The sequence below is a fragment of the Crocosphaera sp. UHCC 0190 genome (genome assembly GCF_034932065.1).
In the GTDB taxonomy this organism is placed as follows: Bacteria; Cyanobacteriota; Cyanobacteriia; order Cyanobacteriales; family Microcystaceae; genus UHCC-0190.
The window spans coordinates 341,165-366,466 of the sequence record NZ_JAYGHP010000002.1 but is presented as its reverse complement, the minus strand read 5'-3'; the positions used below and the strand labels follow the sequence as shown (position 1 = coordinate 366,466).

26 protein-coding genes are annotated in these 25,302 nt (G+C 38.6%); 6 read left to right on the top strand and 20 right to left on the bottom strand.

Translation table 11 applies throughout. The annotated features are described in order from the left end of the window. Positions 1-63 precede the first annotated feature (63 nt). The 3 genes from VB715_RS04855 to VB715_RS04845 form a co-directional block, all read right to left on the bottom strand. Positions 64-321 carry a Txe/YoeB family addiction module toxin gene (locus VB715_RS04855; RefSeq protein WP_323300063.1) on the bottom strand — a complete coding sequence of 86 codons (258 nt, stop codon included), beginning with the start codon at positions 319-321 and terminating at the stop codon, positions 64-66. Further along, positions 318-557 carry a hypothetical protein gene (locus tag VB715_RS04850; RefSeq protein WP_323300062.1) on the bottom strand — a complete coding sequence of 80 codons (240 nt, stop codon included), beginning with the start codon at positions 555-557 and terminating at the stop codon, positions 318-320. The genes VB715_RS04855 and VB715_RS04850 overlap by 4 nt, the downstream gene beginning before the upstream one ends. 99 nt (positions 558-656) lie before the next feature. Beyond that, the gene (locus VB715_RS04845) at positions 657-2,003 is read right to left on the bottom strand and encodes a protein kinase domain-containing protein (protein WP_323300061.1); all 1,347 of its coding nucleotides are present in this window, start codon (positions 2,001-2,003) and stop codon (positions 657-659) included. Between the two features lie 174 nt (positions 2,004-2,177). Between VB715_RS04845 and VB715_RS04840 the strand changes: the two genes are divergently transcribed. Together VB715_RS04840 and VB715_RS04835 are read left to right on the top strand one after the other, a co-directional pair. Then, positions 2,178-2,486, top strand: a complete 309-nt coding sequence (locus VB715_RS04840) for a BMC domain-containing protein (protein WP_323300060.1) — start codon at positions 2,178-2,180, stop codon at positions 2,484-2,486. Between the two features lie 79 nt (positions 2,487-2,565). Continuing rightward, entirely contained in the window at positions 2,566-2,922 is a 357-nt protein-coding gene (locus tag VB715_RS04835) for a BMC domain-containing protein (protein ID WP_323300059.1), read from the top strand. Between the two features lie 18 nt (positions 2,923-2,940). Here VB715_RS04835 and VB715_RS04830 read toward each other — a convergent pair whose 3' ends face one another. Then, a complete protein-coding gene (locus VB715_RS04830; protein WP_323300058.1) occupies positions 2,941-4,119 on the bottom strand; it encodes a CIA30 family protein in 1,179 nt (392 codons plus the stop codon). 147 nt (positions 4,120-4,266) lie between these two features. On the opposite strand from VB715_RS04830, the gene VB715_RS04825 reads away from it, so the two are divergent. Continuing rightward, on the top strand, positions 4,267-6,168 hold the full coding sequence (locus VB715_RS04825) for a diguanylate cyclase (protein ID WP_323300057.1): 1,902 nt from the start codon (positions 4,267-4,269) through the stop codon (positions 6,166-6,168). A gap of 20 nt (positions 6,169-6,188) precedes the next feature. Here the strand turns inward: VB715_RS04825 and VB715_RS04820 are convergent, their stop codons facing one another. Together VB715_RS04820 and VB715_RS04815 are read right to left on the bottom strand one after the other, a co-directional pair. Next, complete coding sequence (locus VB715_RS04820) at positions 6,189-6,527, bottom strand: thioredoxin family protein (RefSeq protein WP_323300056.1); 339 nt, start codon at positions 6,525-6,527, stop codon at positions 6,189-6,191. A 156-nt stretch (positions 6,528-6,683) separates the two neighbouring features. Further along, positions 6,684-7,400 carry an NnrU family protein gene (locus VB715_RS04815; protein WP_323300055.1) on the bottom strand — a complete coding sequence of 239 codons (717 nt, stop codon included), beginning with the start codon at positions 7,398-7,400 and terminating at the stop codon, positions 6,684-6,686. Between the two features lie 280 nt (positions 7,401-7,680). Here VB715_RS04815 and VB715_RS04810 point away from each other — a divergent pair, with 280 nt between their 5' ends. Then, positions 7,681-8,682 (top strand): LysR family transcriptional regulator, encoded by a 1,002-nt coding sequence (locus tag VB715_RS04810; protein ID WP_323300054.1) that lies wholly within the window; start codon positions 7,681-7,683, stop codon positions 8,680-8,682. 35 nt (positions 8,683-8,717) lie between these two features. Here the strand turns inward: VB715_RS04810 and VB715_RS04805 are convergent, their stop codons facing one another. From VB715_RS04805 to gap, 6 genes are all read right to left on the bottom strand, one after another. Continuing rightward, positions 8,718-9,935: an ATP phosphoribosyltransferase regulatory subunit gene (locus VB715_RS04805; RefSeq protein WP_323300053.1), complete on the bottom strand. Its 1,218-nt coding sequence runs from the start codon at positions 9,933-9,935 to the stop codon at positions 8,718-8,720. An 89-nt stretch (positions 9,936-10,024) separates the two neighbouring features. Further along, positions 10,025-10,807, bottom strand: a complete 783-nt coding sequence (locus tag VB715_RS04800; protein WP_323300052.1) for a biotin--[acetyl-CoA-carboxylase] ligase — start codon at positions 10,805-10,807, stop codon at positions 10,025-10,027. A gap of 5 nt (positions 10,808-10,812) precedes the next feature. After that, on the bottom strand, positions 10,813-11,715 hold the full coding sequence (locus VB715_RS04795; RefSeq protein ID WP_323300051.1) for a hypothetical protein: 903 nt from the start codon (positions 11,713-11,715) through the stop codon (positions 10,813-10,815). A 146-nt stretch (positions 11,716-11,861) separates the two neighbouring features. Continuing rightward, on the bottom strand, positions 11,862-13,130 hold the full coding sequence (locus VB715_RS04790) for a lipid-A-disaccharide synthase (protein WP_323300050.1): 1,269 nt from the start codon (positions 13,128-13,130) through the stop codon (positions 11,862-11,864). An 11-nt stretch (positions 13,131-13,141) separates the two neighbouring features. Beyond that, complete coding sequence (locus tag VB715_RS04785; protein ID WP_323300049.1) at positions 13,142-13,627, bottom strand: Bdr protein; 486 nt, start codon at positions 13,625-13,627, stop codon at positions 13,142-13,144. A gap of 92 nt (positions 13,628-13,719) precedes the next feature. Then, entirely contained in the window at positions 13,720-14,757 is a 1,038-nt protein-coding gene (gene gap / locus VB715_RS04780; RefSeq protein ID WP_323300048.1) for a type I glyceraldehyde-3-phosphate dehydrogenase, read from the bottom strand. 309 nt (positions 14,758-15,066) lie between these two features. Between gap and VB715_RS04775 the strand changes: the two genes are divergently transcribed. After that, positions 15,067-15,687, top strand: a complete 621-nt coding sequence (locus tag VB715_RS04775) for a Uma2 family endonuclease (protein WP_323300188.1) — start codon at positions 15,067-15,069, stop codon at positions 15,685-15,687. Positions 15,688-15,759: 72 nt separating this feature from the next. On the opposite strand, the gene VB715_RS04770 is transcribed toward VB715_RS04775, so the two are convergent. From VB715_RS04770 to VB715_RS04745, 6 genes are all read right to left on the bottom strand, one after another. Further along, positions 15,760-16,290, bottom strand: coding sequence for a tetratricopeptide repeat protein (locus tag VB715_RS04770; RefSeq protein WP_323300047.1), 531 nt, complete (start codon positions 16,288-16,290; stop codon positions 15,760-15,762). 141 nt (positions 16,291-16,431) lie between these two features. After that, positions 16,432-17,202, bottom strand: a complete 771-nt coding sequence (locus VB715_RS04765) for a transporter substrate-binding domain-containing protein (protein WP_323300046.1) — start codon at positions 17,200-17,202, stop codon at positions 16,432-16,434. Further along, complete coding sequence (locus VB715_RS04760) at positions 17,199-18,188, bottom strand: diguanylate cyclase (RefSeq protein WP_323300045.1); 990 nt, start codon at positions 18,186-18,188, stop codon at positions 17,199-17,201. The genes VB715_RS04765 and VB715_RS04760 overlap by 4 nt, the downstream gene beginning before the upstream one ends. Positions 18,189-18,262: 74 nt before the next feature. After that, positions 18,263-21,856, bottom strand: a complete 3,594-nt coding sequence (locus tag VB715_RS04755; protein ID WP_323300044.1) for an ATP-binding protein — start codon at positions 21,854-21,856, stop codon at positions 18,263-18,265. 62 nt (positions 21,857-21,918) lie between these two features. Beyond that, the gene (locus VB715_RS04750; protein WP_323300043.1) at positions 21,919-22,299 is read right to left on the bottom strand and encodes a hypothetical protein; all 381 of its coding nucleotides are present in this window, start codon (positions 22,297-22,299) and stop codon (positions 21,919-21,921) included. 132 nt (positions 22,300-22,431) lie between these two features. Further along, a complete protein-coding gene (locus tag VB715_RS04745; protein WP_323300042.1) occupies positions 22,432-23,643 on the bottom strand; it encodes a pentapeptide repeat-containing protein in 1,212 nt (403 codons plus the stop codon). 271 nt (positions 23,644-23,914) lie between these two features. Between VB715_RS04745 and hisIE the strand changes: the two genes are divergently transcribed. After that, a complete protein-coding gene (gene hisIE, locus VB715_RS04740; protein WP_323300041.1) occupies positions 23,915-24,571 on the top strand; it encodes a bifunctional phosphoribosyl-AMP cyclohydrolase/phosphoribosyl-ATP diphosphatase HisIE in 657 nt (218 codons plus the stop codon). Positions 24,572-24,584: 13 nt separating this feature from the next. Here the strand turns inward: hisIE and VB715_RS04735 are convergent, their stop codons facing one another. Both VB715_RS04735 and VB715_RS04730 read right to left on the bottom strand, forming a co-directional pair. After that, complete coding sequence (locus VB715_RS04735) at positions 24,585-24,779, bottom strand: hypothetical protein (protein WP_323300040.1); 195 nt, start codon at positions 24,777-24,779, stop codon at positions 24,585-24,587. After that, the gene (locus tag VB715_RS04730) at positions 24,763-25,251 is read right to left on the bottom strand and encodes an ureidoglycolate lyase (RefSeq protein WP_323300039.1); all 489 of its coding nucleotides are present in this window, start codon (positions 25,249-25,251) and stop codon (positions 24,763-24,765) included. The genes VB715_RS04735 and VB715_RS04730 overlap by 17 nt, the downstream gene beginning before the upstream one ends. Between the last annotated feature and the right edge of the window lie 51 nt (positions 25,252-25,302).

Genomic DNA, 25,302 nt, shown 5'->3' with positions numbered 1-25,302 from the left:
ACATATAGATAATCAATAAAATAACGGACATAACAGTGTTAAACCCAACACCCTTAATTATAATTAGTAATGAAATCGACAGGAAACAATGACAATATCTTCATCAGTAACACTATAAACCAAGCGATGTTCATCTGTAATACGTCGTGACCATAAACCTGATAAATCATATTTTAAGGCTTCTGGTTTTCCTAAACCAGAAAAGGGATCTCGTTGAATATCTTTGATCAGGGTAATAATTTTGGCGTAAATTTTCTTATCTTCTACTGCCCATTTGTTAAACTCATCAAAACCTCGCAGTAAAAAGGCAATTTTTCTCATAAGTTTGCAGGATCAACATAAATATAGTTCTGAGGTTCTTTTAGTTCATCTAATGCTTCCATTAGATGACGACGATTGGCTTCTGTTGACAGTAAATATTCTGTTTCATCTACTTCTTTTTGTGGTTGTTCATTAACTAATAAGATTGCTTCGACAATAGTTCCTTCAGGTAAATCTAAGGTAGGCAAATCAAGTTTACCGTTTTTAATTGTTAGTTTGTATTTAAAAGCATTCATGATTTGAGTTAACAGTTACGGATTTTTCTATTATACAACATTTCTGTAGGGGTTTAACCGTGTTAAACCCAATACCGTTCAATCCAAATTAAAAACTTTTTAAACCACATCTAATAGGGCTTTTTTAAAAGCAATCGCCTCTTTGAAATGGAGTTGAGGATTATCTTGTAAAGCGAGATCAATAATATCAGCTAAACCTTGAGGAATATTAACATTACGTTGACGAATAGGAATAGGTAAATCTTGTAAAATAGCCAGAAAAGGATCTTTATTATCTAAGTCACGGGGATAACATCCTGTCAACATATTATAGAGGGTTGCTGCCACTGCCCAAATATCAACTTCTGGTTGTACATATTTGAAATTTAACACCTGTTGACGGGGCATAAAATAGGGAGTACCTGCTTTAGTTCCCGTCATGGTTTGACCGCTTAATCCAGCTAAATCAAAGGCTTTTGATAAGCCATAATCTGCCAATTTTACTGTAATTTTACCTTGACTTTCTACTAAAAATATGTTAGCTGGTTTAATATCCCGATGCACTAAACCTTTGCCTTTTGCAATAGTTCCGTTAGCTTGTTTTAAGTTAGAAATTTCTACATTATGGGCATAAATTAAAGCATCTAAAACTTGATAGATAATCTCTAAAGATTCCTCAAGAGAAAGTTTACCTCCTTGTTGCTGCATTAAATCTTCAACTGTTCCCCCATTACAATATTCTAGGGTAAAGAAAAAGGTTTGATCTAGATAACCTGTGTCCCTTAATTTAACAATATTAGGATGATTTAAAGCTTGGGTATTTTGTGCTTCTCTTAAGAATAATTCTACTGCATAAGGATTAGCCGCGACTTGAGGTAACATCATTTTTAAAGCCACATTTTCCCCCGTAATTTTATTATGGGCTAAAAATACCTCACTAAAGCCTCCCTCTCCTAGCTTTTTAATGATTTCATAGTCTTTAAAATTACTAAGGTTTTCTTCTCCTGTTTGTGCGCGTTTGAGGAGGTTTTTGAGTAAGTTTAGAAAATTATTTTTAGGTTGATTAGGTATTTCTTCAACCTTTAATGTTGGGGCAACTTCCCGCTTAGTTTCAATGGCAACTTGAAAGATAGTTTGACTTAGTTTAAGTTCATCCCCTGACTTTAAATCATATTCAGGAAAGGTAATTTTTGCCCCTTCTTCTGGAGTTTGAGTTGCTTCTCTTTGTCCAATTTTTTTATCGTTAACATAAGTACCATTTTTACTACCAAAATCTCTAACCCGAATCTCAGGGGGATTAATATCTAATAGACAATGATAACGAGAAATTGTGTTATGATCTAGGTCATCAGAAAGTCTGGGGTAACAGTCAGGATGACGACCCATAATACAGGTGTTTCTCTCAATAAATTCAAATTTTTGTCCTTTAAGTTTTCCTGCAATAATTGTTAGAATGACTTTATCCATTTTGGCTTAACCAAATATCAGAATTGTTAGAGATTTACCAATTTATTTTATAAAATACAACGTTTCTTGGACTCATGAGGCACACCTTAATTTATTCCCTGTTCCCTTTTTTGTTTACCACCTCATGATATGATCAACCCTTGGAATTAAACTGCGTCCCCCAAGAGAGCTACTATGCCCCAAGCCGTCGGTGTCATTCAAACCATAGGATTTCCTGCCGTTTTAGCCGCTGCTGATGCTATGGTTAAAGGTGGGAGAGTCACCATTGTCTATTTTGATAAAGCGGAACGGGGGGAATTTTTAGTCGCTATTCGTGGCCCCGTTTCCGAAGTAAAAAGATCGATGGAAGCAGGGAAAGAAGCCGCTGCACAATCCTATGGTGGTGAAGTCGTTAGTCATTATATTGTTCCTAACCCCCCGGAAAATCTCCTCGCTGTTTTACCCGTAGATTACAGTGAAGAAGTCGAACAATTCCGCGTTTGACCAGGATGCGTCACCATTTCGTCATAGAATTAAATTTATTGTTAATTACGCAATCATCTAGAATATAGGAGATACATTTATGCCATCCCAACCTGCTGTTGGATCGATTGAATCAAAAGGCTTTCCAGGTATTTTAGCTGCGGCTGATGCGATGGTCAAGGCGGCCCGGATCACAATTGTGGGTTATATTAGAGCCGGAAGTGCGCGGTTTACCCTCAATGTTCGCGGTGATGTGCAAGAGGTTAAAACGGCGATGGCAGCAGGAATTGAAGCCATTGAACGGACAGAAGGGGCAACCCTAGAAACTTGGGTCATTATTGCTCGTCCCCATGATAACGTTGTCGGTGTGTTACCGATTGATTATAGTGAAGCTGTAGAACCCTTCAGAGCATCTGCTGAGGGTATTGTCCTGCCCGGTTTGGGTTCTAACTCATAATTAATATTAATGGGACTGTTAGGATAGGTTAGAAACCTGTCCTAGATCGCCAAAGGTTTTTTGACAAGCGGCGGGAGATTTTAACACTTGTAGACAAAAATCGGCGATCGCCTCTAAACTTCCCCTCGGCGCAATAATACTATAATTCAGTCCACTGTTACGCACTAATTCTTCTCCAATAGAACCGATTAGAATAAAATCAGGGGTGTTAGCTTTCGCACCATAAGCTTTAATTGTCTTCAAATCTAAGCGAAATAAACCAGGAGAAAATCTCGGATTTAAACCCCCGTCATATTCAAACTTGCTTTGCATTAATTGCATTGAATAGACACAACTGGAATCAAATTTTCCCATCTCTGGGACAGTTTTGGCCCGAAAAACAGGGATGAGATCTTTAAAGGGAATGCGTACAATAGTGGGACAATTATAAAAGGTATCAAAGGAATAACAATAACCCACCCCATCCCATTTTCCCTCACAACGGGTAATAAATTTATAACGCTTCCCATCTCCTTCTACTTGTAATTCTATCCCTTCATAATTCGATAAATCCAAAGGGGGTTGTAAATTACGGGTTCTCACAGAAGCAAACCCCCCATTATTAGCTGTAGAAACATTACCAAAAAAGACGGCCCGATTTTGTTCTAAACGGATATTACTCTCACTAACACCTCCCATGACAACATCATCAATGGCCCCCCAAGTATTTTTTAAGTCTTCATTCGGGTTAGTAAAATCAAATAATAATTTTTCACCAGATCTGAGATATTTTTTCACGACTGGGAGCAAATTTTTCATTCCTCCATCTTCTGGGAAATTATCAGTATTTTTCCCACAATAAATCACTGCTGAAACATTTTCCAACAGCTTCGGGGTGAGGGTTTCGGGACAGTTAATATCCCCTTGAATGAGATCGACTCCTGGGGCCAAGGAAATTTTGGCAGTTTCTTGATCTCTTACTAAAGCACGAACCCGATAATTATTACCCAACAAACGACGTACAACCGTTTGTCCTACTTTTTCTGTGGCCCCAACAATTAAAATCAAGCTCATGGTGTTATTCTCTAGGTTAGGTGAAGTGCGATCGCCGGGATTAAACAGTTTTTGCAGATCGCTGAAGAAGGGAATGAGATCAAAATAGTTTATTGTGGCGAAAAAACGCCCTAAGTCCCAGGTTTCACGTTTATTATTACTCATACTATTATCCTTGCTCTTTCAATAATATTATTACTGTAACTGTAACGAAACGACATAACTTCGGCAGACTTTCTCTAATCTTAAGAGAAATATAAGCTAAAATTAAGGACTGATAGAAAAAAGACTCGAAATTCTCTCAACAAGCTAATGTGTCCATTTTCTTTTGATCCATCCAGACAAGTCAAGGAAAACATTTCACCAGAGCAAGATCATGAAGTTCATCAAGTCAACTCTGCTGCTGAACAATTACCCATGGTTTTTTATCAAATTACTTGGCAGTTTCCCCAAGAAATTAGGGTTAATTTTATTAGCTTTCATGCTGCAATAATTCTAGGTATTTCTTCTCAAGAAATTATAGCGAATCCCCAAAAATTAATCAGGGGAATTTATCCTGAAGACTATCAGCAACTTAAACAAAAATTAACCTCATTTTCTGACTCTCCTGGGACGGATAATTTTCAATTTCGTTTTCTCACCCCAACTCACTCACTCAAATATTTATCTACCCAGTTTTACCCCTCAGTCATTAATGAAGAAAGCATTGTTTTTGAAGGAACGTTAAAAGAGAGCAACTCCTTAGATAAATTGACAATTACAAAAGAAAAAAACATTCAAAATATACAAACAAATATCTTAGATAGTTTGCCTAATTTTATTTATATTTATGATTTGACACAACAAACTTATGTTTATGTCAATCAAGGATTAACTAGGGTTTTAGGAAAGTCTAACAATGTACAATATTCTTCCTGTCAATGGGAGCAATTAATCCATCCTGATGATCGTCATCGTCTTCGCAGTTGCTATCAACAATGTTGTCGTTTATCTCCTCAGGATTTAATAACCTTACAATATCGAATTCAGGATAATCAAGGACAATGGAAATGGTTAAATAATACCCTAAAAGTCTTTATTTGTAGAGATGACAATGTTCCTATCCAAATTCTGGGAACGGCCTATGATGTCACCCCTTATAAACAAATGAAAAGTATCTTAAGAAAGCAAAAAGGAGGAGAAAAATTAATTAATGCCATTAGTAGACGCATTCATAAATCGGTAAAATTAGATAAGATTTTAACGGTTTCTATGGCAGAAATGCGAAAATTCTTACAAGTAGATCGGGTTTTTATTTATCGGTTTAAACCCGATTGGAGTGGGATAGTTGCCTTTGAATCCGTAGCCGAACCTTGGCGATCACTGTTAGGCAGTATTTTAGTGGATCAGGAATTTATTGAACATTATCTCTTAACTTATCAACAGGGCAGAATTCAAGCAACTGATAATATTTATGAAGATGGTTTAAGTCAATGTCATATTGAGTGGTTAGCTCAATTACAAGTACAAGCCAATTTAGTGATACCGATTTTACAAGGGGAAGAATTATGGGGATTACTGGTGGCGCAAAATTGTCGGAGTCCCAGGTTTTGGCAAGAATGGGAAATTGAATGTCTTAAGCAACTTTCTATTCATATTGGCATTGCCTTAGAACAAGAACAACTCTATCGACAATTACAATTATCTCATCAAGAATTACAGAAATTAGTGTTTATTGATGGCTTAACTGGAGTGGCGAACCGTCGTCATTTTGATGAGCGTTTTCAGCAAGAATGGAAACGCATGGCCCGCATTCAACAACCCCTCTGTCTGATTTTCTGTGATGTGGATTTTTTTAAACAATATAATGATAGTTATGGCCATCCTGCCGGAGATAACTGCTTACAACAAATTGCCCAATTAATGCAGCAAAGTCTAAAGCGTTCCTCAGATTTAGTGGCCCGCTACGGTGGCGAAGAATTTGCGATTATTTTGCCTAATACAGATATTATTGGCGGTGTTCATATTGCCGGGGAAATTCGTTCTCGACTAAGATCTTTGAAATTAGAACATCGAGGATCGTTAATCGGACAACAAGTGACTCTGAGCTTTGGTATTGCCTGTTGTAGCCCCATTTCTGGCACGACCAATCATACCTTGCTCAAACAAGCAGATCAAGCTCTTTATCAGGCAAAACAAGAAGGACGCGATCGCATGGTGATCGCCTCCTCATGAGAAACAAACATTTAACTAATTTATGCTGATTGCGCTAAGGCATTCAAACTTACTCGACGAAGGGTTTGTATCAGTTCATCTCTTCCCTGAAATCCTTCTATTCGATGAATGATGTGTCCTTGGTTAAAAAGAATCAGAGTGGGAAGATTTTTTAGCTGATAAGTATTGGCTAGTTTAAAATTCTCATCAGCATTCACACTTACCACCTGTAACTGGCCCTCCCATTCTGTCTGGACTTTCGAGAGTAAAGGGTTAATTAACAAGCATAACCCACACCAAGGGGCCCAAAAGTGGACAAGGACAGGGTTAGGGGATTCTAAAACAGTTTGGGAAAAGGTTTGATTATTAACTGATAACATGAGCAATCAGGCTGAGTTTATCTACTTTTTGTAAAAGACTTTGGATTATGCTACATCCATTTGGGATCGTCTGACAAAAAGAATTTGACCACTGGGATCAAATTTTTCTAGTCATGATAATCACTTTTTTAAAATTTTGGCAAGAAACTAAAGTAATCACCAAGACACTCTAGCTGTCATTTGCATCAACCAAGGATGACCCCACCACAGTAAAGCGATAAATCCCATAATACCTAAGTAGGAGGGACGGATAAATTCTTGCCAGTCGAGGGTTTGACGACCCTGTAAGATGGCTAAAAAGGGAATTATAGAAGTTCGTTCCTTAACCTTGAGAAATGCGTCTCCATAGCGTTTTTTGAGGCGATAATCACCATGCCACACCGCAAAGAGATGATGAGCAATTAAACCTAAAGAAGTGACTAGAGTAAAGGTGGTTCCAAGCCAAAGGGTATGGGCAATACACCAGATCACTTGTCCCACCATTTGCGGATGACGACAAATCCGCAAAATTCCTGTTTCGTAGAGATGGACTTGAGGTTTGGCAATGGCCGCAATTTCTAAAAGATTAAAAGTAGCAGGATAGAGGAAAAAGAAAGAAACCGCCGAAAGTCCCCAGACAAGGGGTTTTATCCCCGGAACCCCTTGCACTTGCCATAAACTGAGGCCATCGTAACGATGATTAAAAAAATAAATAATTAAACACACTGCGAGGGGAATACTTACCAAGGCAAAAACCACCCGATAGAGTCTCGCCCCGATTTTACTTTCTCCCCAAAAACGGAGGGCCGCCAGTCCACTGTGGGCGATCGCAAACCCTAATAATAGCCCTAACATAATCCCATGACTAGGGGTTAGCCAGGTAGATATTCCCATGATGTTGATGTTTCCTCTAAAATGAAGTGCAGTGTTTTTCTGCATTTACCATCCTAGAGTAAATTGATCCCCTGTTGTGCTAATGTCATCTTCAGTAGGGATCGCTGTCCCGTTAAGATTATTCCCCATCATCCCTTATTCTTGTCCTGTTATAGCGTTTCTCAGATGGATGAGGTACAGTGCATTAGTTTCAAAGCCTTATTTCACAAGGGTTTTACTTATGACTGCTGCTATAGGGTTGCCTTCTTATTAACTCCTTACATACTTTTTTGATTGACCTATGTCAGATATTCCTTTTACTTTAGATCAATTGCGTATCCTCAAAGCGATCGCTGCTGAGGGGAGTTTTAAGCGGGCCGCCGATACTTTATATGTGTCGCAACCTGCGGTAAGTCTCCAAGTTCAAAATTTAGAAAAACAGCTAAATGTACCATTATTTGATCGGGGGGGACGTAAGGCACAATTAACGGAAGCTGGACACTTATTGTTGTCTTATGGGGAAAAAATTATTACTCTGTGTCAAGAAACTTGTCGGGCCCTGGAAGATTTACAAAATCTGCAAGGGGGAACTTTAATTGTTGGGGCCTCTCAAACCACAGGCACTTATTTATTACCCCGCATGATTGGTTTATTTCGACACAAATATCCTGATGTGGCGGTTCAATTACAGGTTCATTCTACCAGACGTACCTCTTGGGGAGTGGCCAATGGACAGGTTGATTTAGCAATTATTGGGGGAGAAGTTCCCGCAGAATTACAAGACATCTTAAGAATTATTCCCTATGCTGAGGATGAATTGGCTTTAATTTTACCGATAGATCATCCTTTAGCCAAAGCTTCGACAATTCAAAAAGATGATTTATATCGCCTCAATTTTATTAGTCTAGATTCTCAATCAACTATTCGTAAGGTGATTGATAAGGTTTTAACTCGCTGTGAAATTGATACAAAACGGCTCAAAATTGAGATGGAACTTAATTCAATTGAAGCGATTAAAAATGCGGTTCAAGCTGGTTTAGGGGCGGCGTTTGTTTCGATTACAGCCATTGAAAAAGAGTTACAACTGGGAGGAATTTATGTGGCTAGTATTAAAGAAATAGAGGTCAGAAGAACTTTATCGGTAATTATTAATCCGAATCGTTATCGCTCTAAAGCTGCTGAAGCTTTTATTCAAGAGATTTTACCGGAGTTTTCAACCTACCCTGAATTATTAACCTTAGAACATTTTTCAACGGCGGCTAATGAGTTGGGTGAGGTTGTTAGTAGTATGGCTAAAACTTAATGATTTTCTTTTAGCCATATTTTCCGGGTAACTTTTCACAACTTTTCAATGATTGGTTCTTGATTTTCTTGGATCCAAACTAGGTTTTTGATACCATTTTGTTGAGCATAATCTCGAATTTCTTGGGATGATCTTTCCCCTAAATCAATAGCCACTCGTTGTTTTTCTTGCGCTTTGCGTAGTCCTTGAGCATAATTTAAGGTTGCTGCTTGATCTTGAGGGTTTTTAGCAATGACCAACCAATCAATTAAGGGCGGGGTTTGGGGTAAAATAGAGGTGGGTAATAGACAGGCATATAACTCTTCTAAATTCAGAGAAAATCCAATCCCTGGCGCAGATTTTTGTTGAGGATGATAAACCCCTAATAATTGATCGTAACGTCCCCCTTGCCCTAAAATTCGCAGTTGATTGTCTGTTTGTCCAATGGCTTTAAAAACAATGCCTGTATAATAATCAAAGGTTTGAATTAAACTTAAATCTAAGGTCAAAGATAAAGAACTAGAACAACTTTCATTAACCAATTCCATCAAAGATTTTAGATTATTAAGACTCTCTTTCCCCTCCTCATCTAAGGCTAAATCAACAACCTTTGATAACACTTCTTGGGGCTTTCCTCGTAAATTAAATAACAGTTTAGCCCGTTGTTGTAATTCTGAGTCAGGATAATCTAAATTTTCTAAGGTAACATAGTCTAATTGGGCAAGACAATGACGTACCTGTTGTCTGAGAGGAAGGGGAAACGGAGAAAGCAGCGATCGCGTTAATCCCGCTTCTCCCAGAATAATTTGCCCCTGGGGAATTTGTAACTGGCCAAGACAGTCAGCGACTAAAAGAAGAATTTCGGCATCTGCTAAAACCCCTCCCGCAAAGAGCAATTCTACACCAGCTTGATAAAATTCTAACTGTCGTCCATGATGTCCCGTCGGTGGGTGGCGAAATACATTGGCCCGATAACAAAGCCGTTGAGGATAGCTAGTCTCCGTCATACGAGTAACGGCGGCCCGAGCAATGGAGGCGGTTAATTCAGGCCGCAGTCCCAATTGTCCACTGGCGTTATTCTGGAGTTGAATAACGGTAGAATGTTCAATCGCCCCTCCGGCCATTAAGGTGTCTAACCACTCAATGGTAGAGGTGACGATGCGTTGATAGCCCCATTGTCCAAAAACGGCTTGTAACCTATCATTAATCCAAGCTTTTTGGACGACTTCTAAAGGCAGTAAATCTCTAGCTCCTGCGGGCGGTTGATGAATCATAAAGTTAATAATAATTACCCCTCATCTATCTTAAATGCAAAGTGTTGATTAACATTCATTTAAGTTGTAGGGTGGGCAATGCCCACCGATTAATCATACCCCAAGGAAATACTGCCTGGCGGTAAGTGAATTTCTGTTTTTGCCCCTGGTGCTTTTAAAGAGACTTTTAATTCCCCAAGAGGAGTCACCCCTGTAATAATGCCTCTTGCCCCTTCAATCGTCACTGTACGCCCCAAACTCTCTAACATGGTTAAATAATCCTTCAGTAACCACTCAATTCCCTGAGAACAATAATATTGATAACCCTCAAACACGCCTTGAATCGTCAGGGCAGCTAAGGCTTCTAAAGATGAAATAGTAGAATTGTTTTGGGTTTTAAAGAAGGATTGTAAATTAATTCCGGTTTCTGGTACGGGATTATCCCAATTAATACCAATGCCAATAATTCCTTGATAAATTATCCCTTGTTGAATCCGAGTTTCACTTTTAATGCCCCCTAATTTTCGTCCTTCCAGAATTAAATCATTGGGCCATTTTAACTTGAGGGGTAAATTATGCTTGTGTAAGGCCTTGGCAATGCCCCAAGCACTCAATAAGGTTAGATGAGGGGCGTTATGGGCGAGAAGATTGAAAGGAAGGGCCAGGGATAAATAAAGTCCTCCTGGGGGTGAATACCAAGAGCGGCCCCATTGCCCTCTGCCAGCAGTTTGTTGGGCGGCGATCGCCACCAAAGGCGGTTTTTTTCCTGCGTCGAGTAACTCCCACAATATTTGATTGGTGGAAGTAACTGTCTCAAAGACATGAATTACCAGAGAGTCTAAAGGCACAGGGGGCGAAAGATTGGTTGCAATTAGCTGTTGATTAAGCATCATCAGGCTTACAGATTTCCTTGCCAAGTACCAGAAGGAAGACGATTTTCAGGAAATATGTCCGATGGCATCAAGCGGAATTGAGTATCAACGGTTAGATCGAGAGCTTTTTCTATTTGTTCAACCATCTCCGTGGGATTTGTCCGATAGATGGTTCTCATAAACGTATCGACATCAGCAATTTGCGATTGGGGGAGAGAAGCAAAGAAAACGTCTACCTCTCCATCCCCCCAATTTGCCGTTCTCACGGGGGTAGCTGAGGGGACACTAGCTTGACGCAAGGGGGTAGCAAAACTCTCTAATGGCTTGCCAATTATTTGAATTGGCCCCCCAAACCGAGGTAGGGATGAATCAGTTACCCTGGGGCCAGAAATCCCAGGATTACTAGGGCCAGCCGTCCTGACAATTCTATTGACAGGGGCCACATTAGGGAGTGGGGGTAAAATGCCTGTACTGACGGGATTACTGAGTTCCTGGGCTGAAGTAGCCCCAAAATCATAAATCTCTTTGTAAACATCTGCTGCATCGACTTGGGGTAAAACGGGAACCTCTGGAATGGGTTCATCCCCTCTGGTCGCGTTTAAGTTGACTTCCCTCAAGGAAGACATAATCCAGTCAAAGGAGAGGGTAGATTGACCTGAAACGGTTTGAGCAATTAAGTTATAGTTGATATTGCTCTCGGACACATTCGGGGCGGGTTCTTGGGCAACCAGAAATTCATAATATAAATTATTACTGACAAAATTTTCAGGACTGACTATGGGCAAAGCGGCGTTTTTTTCCACAAAGTCGTTTTTAAACATCCGAAAGGTCGCTCCATTGGCTGTTTGACTTAACTCATGAGCAAAACCTAATATAACGACCATGGTTAACGCTGTTTTTACTGAGGGAAGAAAGTGTTGATTGATCATAAGGGGCTACTGTAAATACGGGTCAGTCCAAAGGCGAAAGGAGACTGGAATACATCTTGGTTACTTGATTTGACCAACAGCCTATGGCCAGGGAAAAAATATATTTCTTAAATCGCTTATTTTTATTATTAATTTTAAGGTAAATTTCAGTAATTTCTCCTAAAATTTAATTGTTCCTGAACAATTATGGCTATTTTGTTGGCGGCTCCAGCTTTTCCTCTGACTTGTAACAGACGGTCACGAATTTGATTAAGCTTAGCCGGATGCTCTAACCAATTTAACACTAATTGCCCTATTTTGTCAGCCTCTAATTCCCCTACTAATTCGGGGACAATTTCTTCCTTGGCCCAAATATTTGGCCAAGCAAATAATCGGCCTTGTTTGACGATTCTGGCATTAATTAATTTGGCTAAGTTACTACCAATAATGGGTAAGTTTGCTAAAACCCCAGGAATGCCATCCCAAGTCCTCATGGCATCTAATTGTTGTGTGGGTAATAAAACTATCATAGGAAGGCCTAAAGCCCCTAATTCAGCCGTATTTGCTCCCACAGTGGTCAAAGCGAGGCAACATTGCCGTAGATAATCATGGGCCGGAAATTGAGTAATTAAATCTATCTGTAAGCCTTTGGCTGTTTCTAAATAAGGATATTGATGGCTATCATCAGGGGGAATCATCAGTTTTGCACTGACCCCTCCCAGTTTCATCACAAAGGGATTTTGTTGGGGATCGGCAAAACGGGCCAGGGTTGAGAGATCAATGGTTGGAGCGACAGGAAGCAGAAAACGAGTCTGGGGTTTCTGTTCATAAATATGTTCTGCGATCGCCAAACATAAGGGGACACCCTGAGTCAATTTGCCAGATTTCGATCCGGGTAAAAGGCCAATAACGGGGGCTGTAGAGAGAGCTTGAAAATCTGAATTAGTCGGGGCCACATCGGCCATTAAATCGCCGACAATGGTTAATTTATCGTGATAGGGTTGAGGAATGGGACTTTTAACGGATTGATTCATGACCCCAAAATGATCGATCCAACGATACCAACGGGCTTCCCATTCGGCATAAATCACGGTGCGATAACCTAGGCGTTTCCCCAAAATCAGGGGATAAAATTGATCGCCCCCCAAAAATAAGACGACTCCTTGCTCTCGCCAGTCCCAATTATCGGCGGTTTTTCCCCATAATAGAAAAGGGAAAAAATTTTCGCTAGACTGTACCCGATCTACTTCAGGATAACGACGGGCGATCGCCGCTTCTTGGCCGGTGCCATGAGGACAAGGGGACAACATCACAGAAATTCTCACCAATGAGCGATCGTCACCCAAAAGTTCACGCAAGGATTTAACCACGGGACGAACCCAAGTCGTAATTTCCCCTGGGCCATTGGCAAGAATGAGAATATCAACGGGTTTCATCTATTTTAATTTTAATAAGGGGGAATATAAGGAAAATATAACTTAATTACCCCGGCTACTAGCACTAAAACTAAGCCCGCTACCATTGAAAGGTTAATATATTCTTGAGAGTCTAACCGTTTAGCGATCGCCTTGATTTCTGTTTCTAGGATTTTGATTTCTCCTGTGACTTCTGCTTCGAGGGTATCGACTCTTCCGGTTAACTTGGTTTGCACTTTATCTGCTTTCGTCGTTAATTCGGTTTCTAGCTTATCTACTTTTAAGGTTAACTCGGTTTCTAACCTCTCCATCTTCACGGTTAACTCGGTTTCGAGTCTCTCCATTTTTAGGGTTAACTCGGTTTCGAGTCTCTCCATTTTCCCCATTAACTCAGCTTCAAGTCTCACTTGAGAGACTTTAACCTCTGTCACCTCTTTTTGTAAGAGATCCAATTTCTGATTAATTTGCCCTAACATTTCTTCTAGGGAATAAGTCACTGTCATGGGGTTTTGACTCATAGGTTAAACTTTCATTAAAAGTTTAGATCATTTTAGAGTTTGCTTGTGTAGAGACGTTTCATGAAACGTCTCTAGGAATATCTAGGGATAAGTTAAACCGTTGCCATGACTTCAGCTTCTTTCCCTTGCATTACTTTCATCAGATCTAACATCCGACAAGAATAACCCCATTCATTGTCATACCAAGAAACAACTTTAAAGAAGTTAGAATTTAATTCTATACCTGCTTTGGCATCAAAAATACTTGAATGAGCATCCCCTTGAAAGTCCATGGAGACGACATCTTCGTCAGTGTAGCCTAAAATGCCCTTCATTTCTGCTGCGGCGGCGGCTTTCATCACGTCACAAATTTCTTGATAACTGGTTGCTTTGGTGGTTTTAAAGGTCAGATCAACCACGGAAACATCAGGAGTAGGAACCCGTAAAGCCATTCCGGTCAATTTTCCTTTTAATTCAGGAATCACTAAGGTAACGGCTTTTGCTGCCCCTGTAGAGGCGGGAATGATGTTTTGGGCTGCACCCCGTCCCCCACGAAAATCTTTCTTACTAGGCCCATCTACGGTGGGCTGAGTGGCTGTCATGGCGTGTACTGTGGTCATTAACCCTTCTGCTAGGCCAAAGTTATCATGAATCACTTTAGCAATGGGAGCGAGACAGTTAGTCGTGCAACTGGCATTAGAGACAATGTGATCTTTAGCGGGGTCATAGTCATTATGATTTACTCCAACCACAAAAGTCCGAACCTTTTCAGGATCTTGGGTAGGGGCGGAAATAACGACTCGTTTGGCCCCGGCTTGGATGTGTTTGCTGGCGGTGTCATAGGTGGTAAATAACCCTGTGGACTCGACAACATAGTCCACACCCCGCTCTCCCCAAGGTAATTCTTCCGGGTTACGAATGGAAAAGCAAGGGATAAATTTTCCGTTGACCACAATACCATTTTCTTTGGCTTCTACTGTGCCATTAAAACGTCCGTGAGTGGAATCATATTTGAGCAAATAGGCGATATTTTCAGGGGCAACTACATCATTAATTCCCAAAAACTCAAAGTCAGGGTTATTAATACCTGCCCGAAATACTAATCTTCCAATGCGGCCAAAACCGTTAATACCAACTTTTACCGTTGCCATGAGAGAAACTCCTTACAATGAACAATTATGAATTTGAGGGGAAAGAAAAAATGGCTTTTGTTTATACCATACTGTATCTTCGATCACCAATGCTATTGGGGGAAGATTAATTATTTACATCCTAGGATTGTTTCTCAAAATTCTCTCAATATCAACAAAGTTTTTAGATTGTTTAACTTATATTTTACTCTCAAAATTCTTTCAATTATACAACAAAATAATAACCCGAAAATTAAAATAATATTAATTTTTTCAGACCTTGGTAATTGAAAGGATTATAATAGGTTTAATAATCTTTAATTTTAATCTATTATGTCTTTAATATTATTACCACAATTAGCTAATTGGCAAGCCTCCCTTGACGACAGGGAAGAAAGATTAATTCTCACGGGAATTACTTGGGAACAGTATGACAAATTATTGCAAGCATTTGGGGATAGTGCAACTTATCGAATTATCTATCTGGAAGGAATTTTAGAAATTATGTCTCCGAGTCGCCGTCATGAAATTAGTAAAAAAAATATTGGAAGACTACTTGATCTTTATTTAGAAGAAGCTGAAATTGATTTTTGGGGACTGGGTTCTACAACTTTTCGCGTGGAAGAAGGAGAAGCAGGAAAAGAACCTGATGAATGTTATTGTTTTGAAACAGAAAAAGAATTTCCTGATCTAGCCATTGAAGTTATTGTTACCAGTGGTAGTATTAAGATTCTCGAAGTTTATCAACGGTTAGGGGTTAAGGAAGTTTGGTTGTGGAAAAATGAGCAATTAAACATTTATTCCCTTGAAAATAATCAATATTCTCTGCAAGAAAAAAGTAAGCTGTTACCTGAGCTTGATCTTAACTTACTTTGTGAATTTATTAACCACCCTAACCCTCGTTTAGCCATGAAAGAATTTAGACAACAATTACAGGCAAAAGATAGGTAAACAAGAATAATAATTCTTATAGGGGTTTAACCTTGTTAAACCCTCAGACATTAGCAATTTCTCAAGATTATGTCAATTAGATTTAACTAAACGCTTGCGTAAAGATTCAATGCGATTTTTAGCGGTTTTATTGTCCGGTTCATATTTCAAGCTTTCTTCATAAGTTTCGATCGCTTGAGGAATCATTTGTTTACGTTCATAAGCATTGGCTAAATTATTGAGAGCAATCACATAATCAGGATAGAGTTTAATGGCATCTTTATAGTGCCGAATTGCCACATCTAATTGCTCTTGAGAAAAATAAGCAAACCCTAGAGCATTACACATTAAAGCTTTGTTTTCAGGCTCAATTTTTCCCCCGGTTTTGAAGCCTTTTTGTAACAATCCAACGGCCTGTACATACATTTTTTTATCAAGATATAAACTGCCTAATTCATAATAATCTTTTGCCGTGCCTTTCTCCTTTTGTAACTTCTTCTGAAGTTTATAAAAACGATTTTCAATGCGACGAGTTTTAATAATTTGGAAAAGGAGAAAAATTCCTAATCCTCCGAGAAAAATGACAATACCGGATAAATAAATAATAGGAAGGGTTTCATTCATAGTGGTTAACATCTCAAGTTGTGATTTCTAAGAATTTGTTGTGCATTTAAACTGGGTATTGATCAAATTCAATAAAAAAGATGTATCCCAGTTCCCTTTTGCCTTTTGCCTTGCTAATAGGCATTTTAAATGCCTATTAGCTTACCAGGGCAGTCCCCAATATTCTGCGCGTTCTGCCAGCCATCCAGAGCGTTTCCAGCGAGTAATGGCTTGATTAACGCGACCCCGTAGACTAGCATACTGCAAACCCTTGGGCATCACCACCCCTAATCCTTCTCCTGATAGACGCAGGGGTAATTGATAATATTGGGGATATTCCTGGCCCCATCCCGCTAAAATACTATTATCCGCAGCAAAAGCATCAACTTTTCTGGTTTCTAACAAAGTCAAGGCTTCTTGATAAGAATTAACCCCAATGAGTTGCGCTTGGGGAAGTTCACTCCTAATAATAGCAATGGTACTAGAGACATTAAGAACAGCAATTTTAGCACGAGATAAATGGGATAAGGAACGAATTTGATAATTATTGGTAATAATTCCGGTGCCATCAAGATAATAATAGGGGCTAAAATTAACTAAGCGAGCGCGAGAATCATTAATTGTTATTCTGGCGATCGCTAAATCCACCTCACCATCAATCACTTTTTGTAATCTTTCTTGGTTGCTCACGGGTTGTAAAATAATTGCTTGAGGATCGCCTAATATTTCTTGAGCTAATTGTCGAGCGAGATCTATTTCTAATCCTTGTAACTTGTTATTTTCATCAACAAATCCCAAGGGACGAACATTATCTTTAACGGCGACAATTAATTTACCTCGCTTCTGAATTTCCTCTAAATTAGCAGCGATAACTGTTGAGTTTTTTACCCCTAGGAGTAAGCTAATTATTAGCAGCGAGAGAAATTTTCTCATTGATTGTGCATAATAGCGACTTGATTACGACCTTTTTCTTTGGCCTCATAAAGAGCTAAATCAGCCCGTTTAAGGACATCATCAATTCTAATATCATTGTGACTAAAAGTAGACACCCCAATACTCACTGTAATTTTAACGGTTTTATCCTGAATTTGCAAACCTTGCTGAGAAACCGCATGACAAACTCGCTTAGCGGCTAATGTTGCTCCTTCTAGGGGGGTTTCTGGTAGAATCACCACAAATTCTTCCCCACCGAGTCTGCCTAAGTGTCCCAATTTTTCTGAGGGTTCCTGTTGCGTTTCTAGCCTACCTAAATGATCGACTTTACGCAAACATTGTAAGGTAGTATTGACTACCATTTTCAGGGCTTCATCCCCAATATCATGACCATAAGTATCATTGATTATTTTAAAATAATCAATGTCAATCATTAGTAAAGAAAAATGAGCATTATACCTTTGACTACGTTCAAATTCCTGTTGTCCAATGTTAAAAATAGTCCGACGGTTAGCAATGCCTGTTAACTCATCGGTAGAGGCGATTATTTTCATTTCTTCATAGGCTTTTTTTAATTCATCTTTGGTGCGTTTTAATTCTAAATGTATTTTAACCCTTGCTAAAAGTTCCGGGGACTTAAAGGGTTTTATTACATAATCTACCGCCCCAGATTCAAAGGCTTGTAACAGATGATTATCTTCATTGCTCGCTGTCAGGAAAATAATCGGAATATCTTGGGTTATTTCATCGCTTTTAAGGATTTTACACACTTCTAATCCGTTCATTTCTGGCATCATTAAATCTAATAAAATTAAATCCGGCTTAGCTATTTTTACTCGTTCTAAAGCTTGAGTACCCGTCAAAGCAAAGGTAGTTCCATAACCAAATTTATCGAGAATTTCGATTAATAATTGTAAATTTTTACGCAGATCATCAACCGCCAGGATTAAAAAGTCTTCAGGTTGAAAAGGCTTAAGATGTTTCATGATTTTTGATAGGAGGTAAGGGAAACAATAGATAATCAAACAGCAGGTAAGTTCATTGATTTAAGTGAAGTTAATTAAAGCGATCGCCACATTTGAGGGAAGCTTTCTACAGTATTAGATAAATTCTCGCCATCAAATTCAAGAATTTGCATTTCGAGACGGGTAGCATAGTCTATGAGAGAGAGACATTGATACTCCTCTCCCCATTGTCGCAAACGTTGAGCAAATTGACGTAAATCTTTCATAATCATAGTCTGATGGAGTTTATTCCAAATAGTTTCTTCTTCTTGACGTAGCTTTTCTAATAATTCCGGGGGTGCGGGTTTATTTTTTAATCGTAAAGGTTCCGATTTCTCTACTAATAAAGTGGTCATTGGTTGATCGGGATCAGGGGGTAAAATTTTCTCCATAGCAGATAATAATTGAGCGCGACTAATGGGTTTAGATAAAAAATCTTGACATAAAGTCTCTAACATTTCTTGTTCTTTTTTTTCAGAAGAAGCCGTTAAAATCATAATAGGAATAGCTTGAGTAGTGGGATCATCTTTGAGAATTTTAGTCGCTTCATATCCATCCATATTAGGCATTCGTAAGTCCATTAAAATCAAATCAGGATGATATTGACGGGCTTTCTCAAGAGCTTCTTGTCCATCATTTGCCAGTAAAATTGTATGATGGGTTTCTTGGAAATACCCGATAATTAAGTCTCGGTTAGAAGCTACATCATCAACGGCTAAAATTATCGCGGGTAATAATTGATTAAAATTGACATTGACTTGCTCTTTAACCGGACAAATATCTCTTATTTCTCCTAGGGAAACTTGAGGAAAAATCAGGGTAAATATACTACCTTTTCCTAATTCACTTTTTAATTCAATTCTTCCTCCTAAAATTTTGGTTAAGCGTCTGGTAATAGTTAATCCTAGCCCCGTCCCTCCGTATTTTCTGGTACTTTGTCCTTCGCTTTGGGTAAAGACATCAAACACCAGTTCTTGTTGTTCTGAAGCGATGCCAATTCCGGTATCTTCTATGGCAATTTTTAACAAAAAATAATTAGGATTAGTGGTTTGATCGCTGCCTAATGATTCGCCTGTTACCTCAATTTTAACATAACCTTTTTCAGTAAATTTCAAAGCATTGCCAACCACATTACAAAGAATTTGTCGCAGTCTCACTTCATCAAAAATAATAACATCAGGAACCTGACTATCAATACTGACATAAAAATTCAAGTTTTTCTGGGCAGCAGTCTCTGAAAAAATTTGCTGTATTTCTGTAATTAATCCTCGTAAATCAATGGGTTCGTTATTAATTTTTAATTTTCCAGCTTCAATTTTAGAAAGATCAAGGATATCATTAATTAAGGCGAGTAAAACTTTGCCACTTGAGGCAATAGAATCAAGATAAGAACGAGGGCGTGGCTCAGTAATTATCCCCATAAGTAGGTCGCAAAAGCCGAGAATTGCGTTCATAGGAGTGCGAATTTCATGACTCATATTCGCTAAAAATTCACTCTTGGCTTGATTAGCAATTTCTGCAGTTTCCTTGGCTGCTTTTAGTTCTTCTTCTGCTTGTTTTTTCTCAGTAATATTGGTAATTGTTCCCACTAAACGGTAAGGCATTCCCTGTTGATCTCGTAGACATTTTCCCTTGGCTTCTATCCAAAGATACTGACCATCTTTATGGCGAAGACGATGAATGTTTTCATACACTTCTGTTTGTCCTTCTAAATGATTGCTAATATTTTGATAAGTACGATCAAGATCATCAGGATGTACCTGATCTGACCAAGTAGATAAAAGATGGGCTAAGGGTTGATTTTCATGGCCTAAAATTTTCATCCAAACCGGAGAATAATAAACAGTATTATTACGCAAATCCCAATCCCAAATGCCATCATTTGTGCCAGAAACTGCTAAATCATAGCGTCTTTCATTTTCTCTCAATTCTTCTTCAATTAGTTGTTTTTCAACGATTTTTAAGGCAAGATTTTCATTGAGTTTCTGCAATTCTTTTGTCCTTTCTTCAACCTTTATTTCTAAGGTTTCTTTGGCGGCTTTAATCTCATAAAACTGTTGTCTTAAAACTTTAGTTATTACTTGAAAATTATCAGCAATAAGCGTTAATTCAGATATTCTTGTCTTAATATAATTCTCATCTTGTATTTCAAGAAAATCATCATCTTCTGACTGAATTAAAATCTTTTTAGGTAAATTACTGGTTGTTTGAGCCAAGGTTAAAAGTGGCGATGTTAAGGCGCGACTAATGCCATAAGCAAGGGATAATCCTATTAATGAAACAATTAGCATAATCGCCAAATTTTTGATATAAAGAGCTTGTAATTGAAGCACATAGGGTTGGCTAGGCACCCGAATAATTAACTTCCAAGGAAGATTATTCTTTAAATCAATTTCTTTAATATAATAGGACTCTTGCCAACGACTCATCAGGGGTTTTCCTGGCTTAATGGGTAGCCATTGCATCAGATCATTTTGAATTTTATGAATCTCCCCTCCTGCTTGCCAATTAAAAATTTCTCCGGTTTTAAAATTGTCTGGACTATTAGTAATTATTGCATTATTTTGATCAACTAAAATAGTTTCAATGACAATTTTTTCTAGCTTGATTTCGATTGATTTTTGTAATTCTTTTAAGGTTAAATGACCATGAATAATTCCGCTAAAACGGTTTTGCTCAGCTTCAATTATTGGCACTTGAATCGTCAAATCATGTAAATCAGAATACTGATTTTTGTGGAGTTCATATAGCCATGGTTTCTGTTGCTTTTTTATTTGATTCCATTGCCCTTGATCAAGAATATTTAAACTGAATAAAGAACGACCAATTTTTTCACGATTAGGATAAGCATTGGTGATAATTCCCTGCTCATTCGTCTGATAAATTTCGTCAAGCTCAGAGAAAGAATTTTGAATTAAAGCTAGGTTATTTTGATTGGCAGAAGTAGAGGCATATTGAGCTAAAGATTGCAAAGCATTGAGATTAGATTGATACCATCTTTCCACATTATTAGTGATTGGATTAATGACAGTTTGTATTTCTATATTAATCTCAGATTCAATGGATTTAAGAATTTGATTGCCTTGGATAACTGTTATAATTAAGCTAGGAAATAGAATAAATGCTAATAAGAGATCAAATATAGTTTGTTGAAACGATAATTGACGAATCAACTTACGTTTACCAATAATTCTGTCAAGAGGAATGTAAGTAATCATTAATTGAGCAACAAGTGCATTAACAATTCCATTAAGTCCTTGTTTCAAAAGAATTACCCAGGTTGCTGATACTGTAGTGGGCAAAAGCAACCCATAAAATAACCCAACCAAGGGCATTCCAATTCCTACCCAAAAAATGCCATCTAGTAAGACAAAATTGTTATAGCGACGGGATAAAAGGGCGATAAATAAAGCTTCTAAAATGATTACCACCATCGCATAAGGATGACCCCAGAGATAAAAAGTAACGCCACCACTAATCAGAGCCGCGAGGGTTCCCCCAAAAATGCCGTAATAATAAATAACAATTAAAACCGCGATACTACCAAAAATAAACTTTATGTCAAAAAACAAAGAAAAACTGTAATAATTTCCCAAAAATGCGGCTGCCAGTAAACAAGCAAAACTAAGATAATATCTAAGATTCCCCATCAATTAATAGCATCTCCCGAAGATGCTTGCGCTTCTTCTTCCATTATGGGGAATTTTGTCACTTAATGATGTGATTCGTGTAAATTATGTTGATGATCTTCTCCTGTCGGTTGAAGGTGATTTTGATGATTATGGGGTTCCGACTTAATTTCAACTGGCCCCACTTGCCATCTTCCTAAATTGACCAAGGACATGGTTTCTACCCCAAAGGCAGCAATTCCCATCGTTACAATACCCGTCGCTACGGTTCCCATGGCCACTGCTCCAAAGGAAACCACCCCCATTGGCACAACCCCAATGGCAAGAATGCCCATGGGTGCAATACCAATAGAAATAATCCCTGTGGGGGTGATGCCGATAGAAATGAGTTTTCTTTTCTGCTTGCTACAATCTCCGGTGGATTGAATCTCAATGAATTTCTGGGGTTCTAATTTTGACACCATGACTCGCTATTAGACAAGGTTTTTTAAGGTATTCATTGTACTAATAAGGGCAACACCCCGTCAAAAGACAGGCGGTCAAACTTACCAACGCCCCACCCCTATTGCCCCTTCGCGGAATCCAAAATGCAGCATTTAGTCAATAACATTGATGGCAGTACATCCCACCTGAGAAGTGGAACCATCGGGCATGATGGCACCGCATAGGTTAGCCTCATCCAAGTTAGAATCAACCAGCACCGCCCCCAGTAAGTTAGCATCACTTAAATCGACCTTTTGCATATCAATGTCTGTCAATTGTGCCGAGGCTAAATTAGCATTACTCAGATTAGCCCCAACTAAATAGGATGAATTGAGATTAGCTCCTTGTAAATCAACACCACTCAAATCGACCTTTTGCATATCCATTTCTGTCAATTGTGCTGAGGCTAAATTAGCATCACTTAGATTGGCCCCAACTAAATAGGATGAATTGAGATTAGCCCCTTGTAAGTTAGCATTACTTAAGTTGGCCCCTTCCATGTTAATTTCTGTTAGTTTGGCGGCGATTAAATCAGCATCACTGAGATTCGTATTAACCAAATAAGCAAAGTGTAAGTTGGCATTTTTTAAGTTGGCATCTTTTAGGTTTGCTGCTTCTAAATCAACGTCTTGTAGGTTAGCATTCTCTAAGTTTGCTCCCTCAAAATTGGCATAACTCAGATCAGCATGGAGGGCAGAAACTTCAGGAATAACAAACTCACCAATTAACCCTAAAACTGCCCCAGGATAAATCAAGGGAATGGGTGCTGTAGCTAGATTTAAAGCCATTTTTGCTGTGGTATTATTGGGATAATCTAGGGAGAAATCTGTGGCGGAAAGATTGGCCCCTTGAAGGTTGGCTTCTTTCAGTTTAATACCTCTTAAATAGGCTCCGGTTAAATCAGCATTTTGGAGATTGGCCCCTTCTAAATTAGCTCTTTCTCCATCATGAAGGGTTAAGTCTGCCCCTCGGAGATTGGCTCCTTCTAGGTTAGCCTTTTTCATCAAAACCCCTCTCATTTGCGCTCCTTCTAAGTTGGCATTTCTTAAAATAACCCCATCGAGATCCGCATTAACAAGATTTGCCCCTTTTAGGTTGGCATCACTCAAATTAACCCCATTTAATTGGGTATTAATTAAGTTGGCGTTTTCTAAGTTAACTCCTTCTAAATTTAGGTTTTGCAGATCGGCATCTTGTAAGTCACAACCGACACAAGCATGGGTATCTTTTAATTGCTGTAAATGAGCCGGATTTTCTGCTTTGGCCATTGGCACGACTAACAAAGAAGCCATGACAATAATTCCGATTCTGGTGATCGCTTTCATAATCTTTCCTTCTCTTAAACCTTTGATTTTTGATTAAATTTATGCTATACTTACCAAGTCGAACCTTTGAATCAAGGTCTTCCTCACAACCCCTGATTCCGTCAAATCCTCCATCTTCATTATGTCTTAATCGAGCAACAAATTTTGGGGAAAACTTAGGAAACTTAGTAATTTGAAATATTCCTTAAAGAAAAACTTAAGAAGTGACCGAGAATGAGGGTTCAAAAAGTATCATATTAAAAGATAAAAAGCGATTTTCTGGAGTTAATCCATGTCTTCTCTCTCCCCTGATTTTAATTTTACTGATGCGATTCCCCTCGATAAAATCCGCTATAATGAACAGGGATTAGTGCCAGCGATCGCCCAAGATTATTTGGATGGCACTGTCTTGATGATGGCCTGGATGAATCGAGAATCCCTCAAAAAAACCTTAGCAACGGGAGAAACTTGGTATTGGAGTCGTTCTCGTCAGGAATTATGGCATAAAGGGGCCACCTCTGGCCATATTCAAAAGGTCAAGGCAATTCGTTATGATTGTGATAGTGATGCCCTATTAATTACTATCGAACAATTGGGGGATATTGCTTGTCATACGGGGGAAAGAAGCTGTTTTCATCAATTAGAAGATTCCCAAAAAGTTGCGCCCCCTGCTGATGCTTTGTCAGGGGTTTATGAGGTGATTTGTGAGCGTCGAGATCATCCGGTTGAGGGATCGTACACCCGCACTTTATTAGCAGGGGGAGATAACAAAATCCTCAAAAAAATTGGGGAAGAATCTGCTGAGGTCGTCATGGCTTGTAAGGATGATGACAAAGACGCGATCGCCTCAGAAGTTGCTGATTTATTCTATCATACTTTAGTGGCTTTATCCTATCATCACGTTCCCCTAAAAGATGTCTATCGTAAGTTACAAGAAAGAAGACGATAGAAAGGAGTTTATCTTACTCTAGATTAGAAAGGTTTTGCAGAAAATTTTCAATGTCTTTTTCTAGATTTGTCAATAACTCCTCATGAGTTTTTTTAAATAAAGATTGACGTTGTTCTTCTAATTTTATGCGCTTTCTTTCTAAAGCTTCATTAAGTTTTGTTGTGGAAAAAGAGCTAGTCATAAAATCAAGATTAGGTAACAATTTCAAAGGTTAAATGCTCTTCTTTTAAGAAGTTGTAGGTAAAATGATCAACAACATTAGTATCACTTAATTCTAAGTTATAAAAATCAACTTCATCGTGATCAAAATATGGCCCTGCGTGCCAAGTCCCCACATTTAATTTAATAAAGCAATTTCCTGGAATTTTAAAGGCTTTTAATTGTGTCAAATCAGGATAATTTTGCTCACTAGGAGGTGCAACAGCCATAAACCATTCTTTCCCTTCTAATGCTCCTAAACATTGGGTACATTGACAATGACGAGTAATACGATCAAACTGTCTACCTCGTTTTTCTAAGTGCATAATATAGAAGCGAGGGATGCCATTTTTTAGGTTTAATTGGGCATCAGTTTCATCATATAGTTTACCATGTTGCGACGGGGTAATTAACTGACCATAGGCTTGAAAATTGTCAGAATTAATGGCGAGAGCAGGTAAAGGTTTAATGGTGGCTAACATAATGATTCACCTCTTGATTTATGGTTACTAATTCGTCTGTCTTCTCCTCTT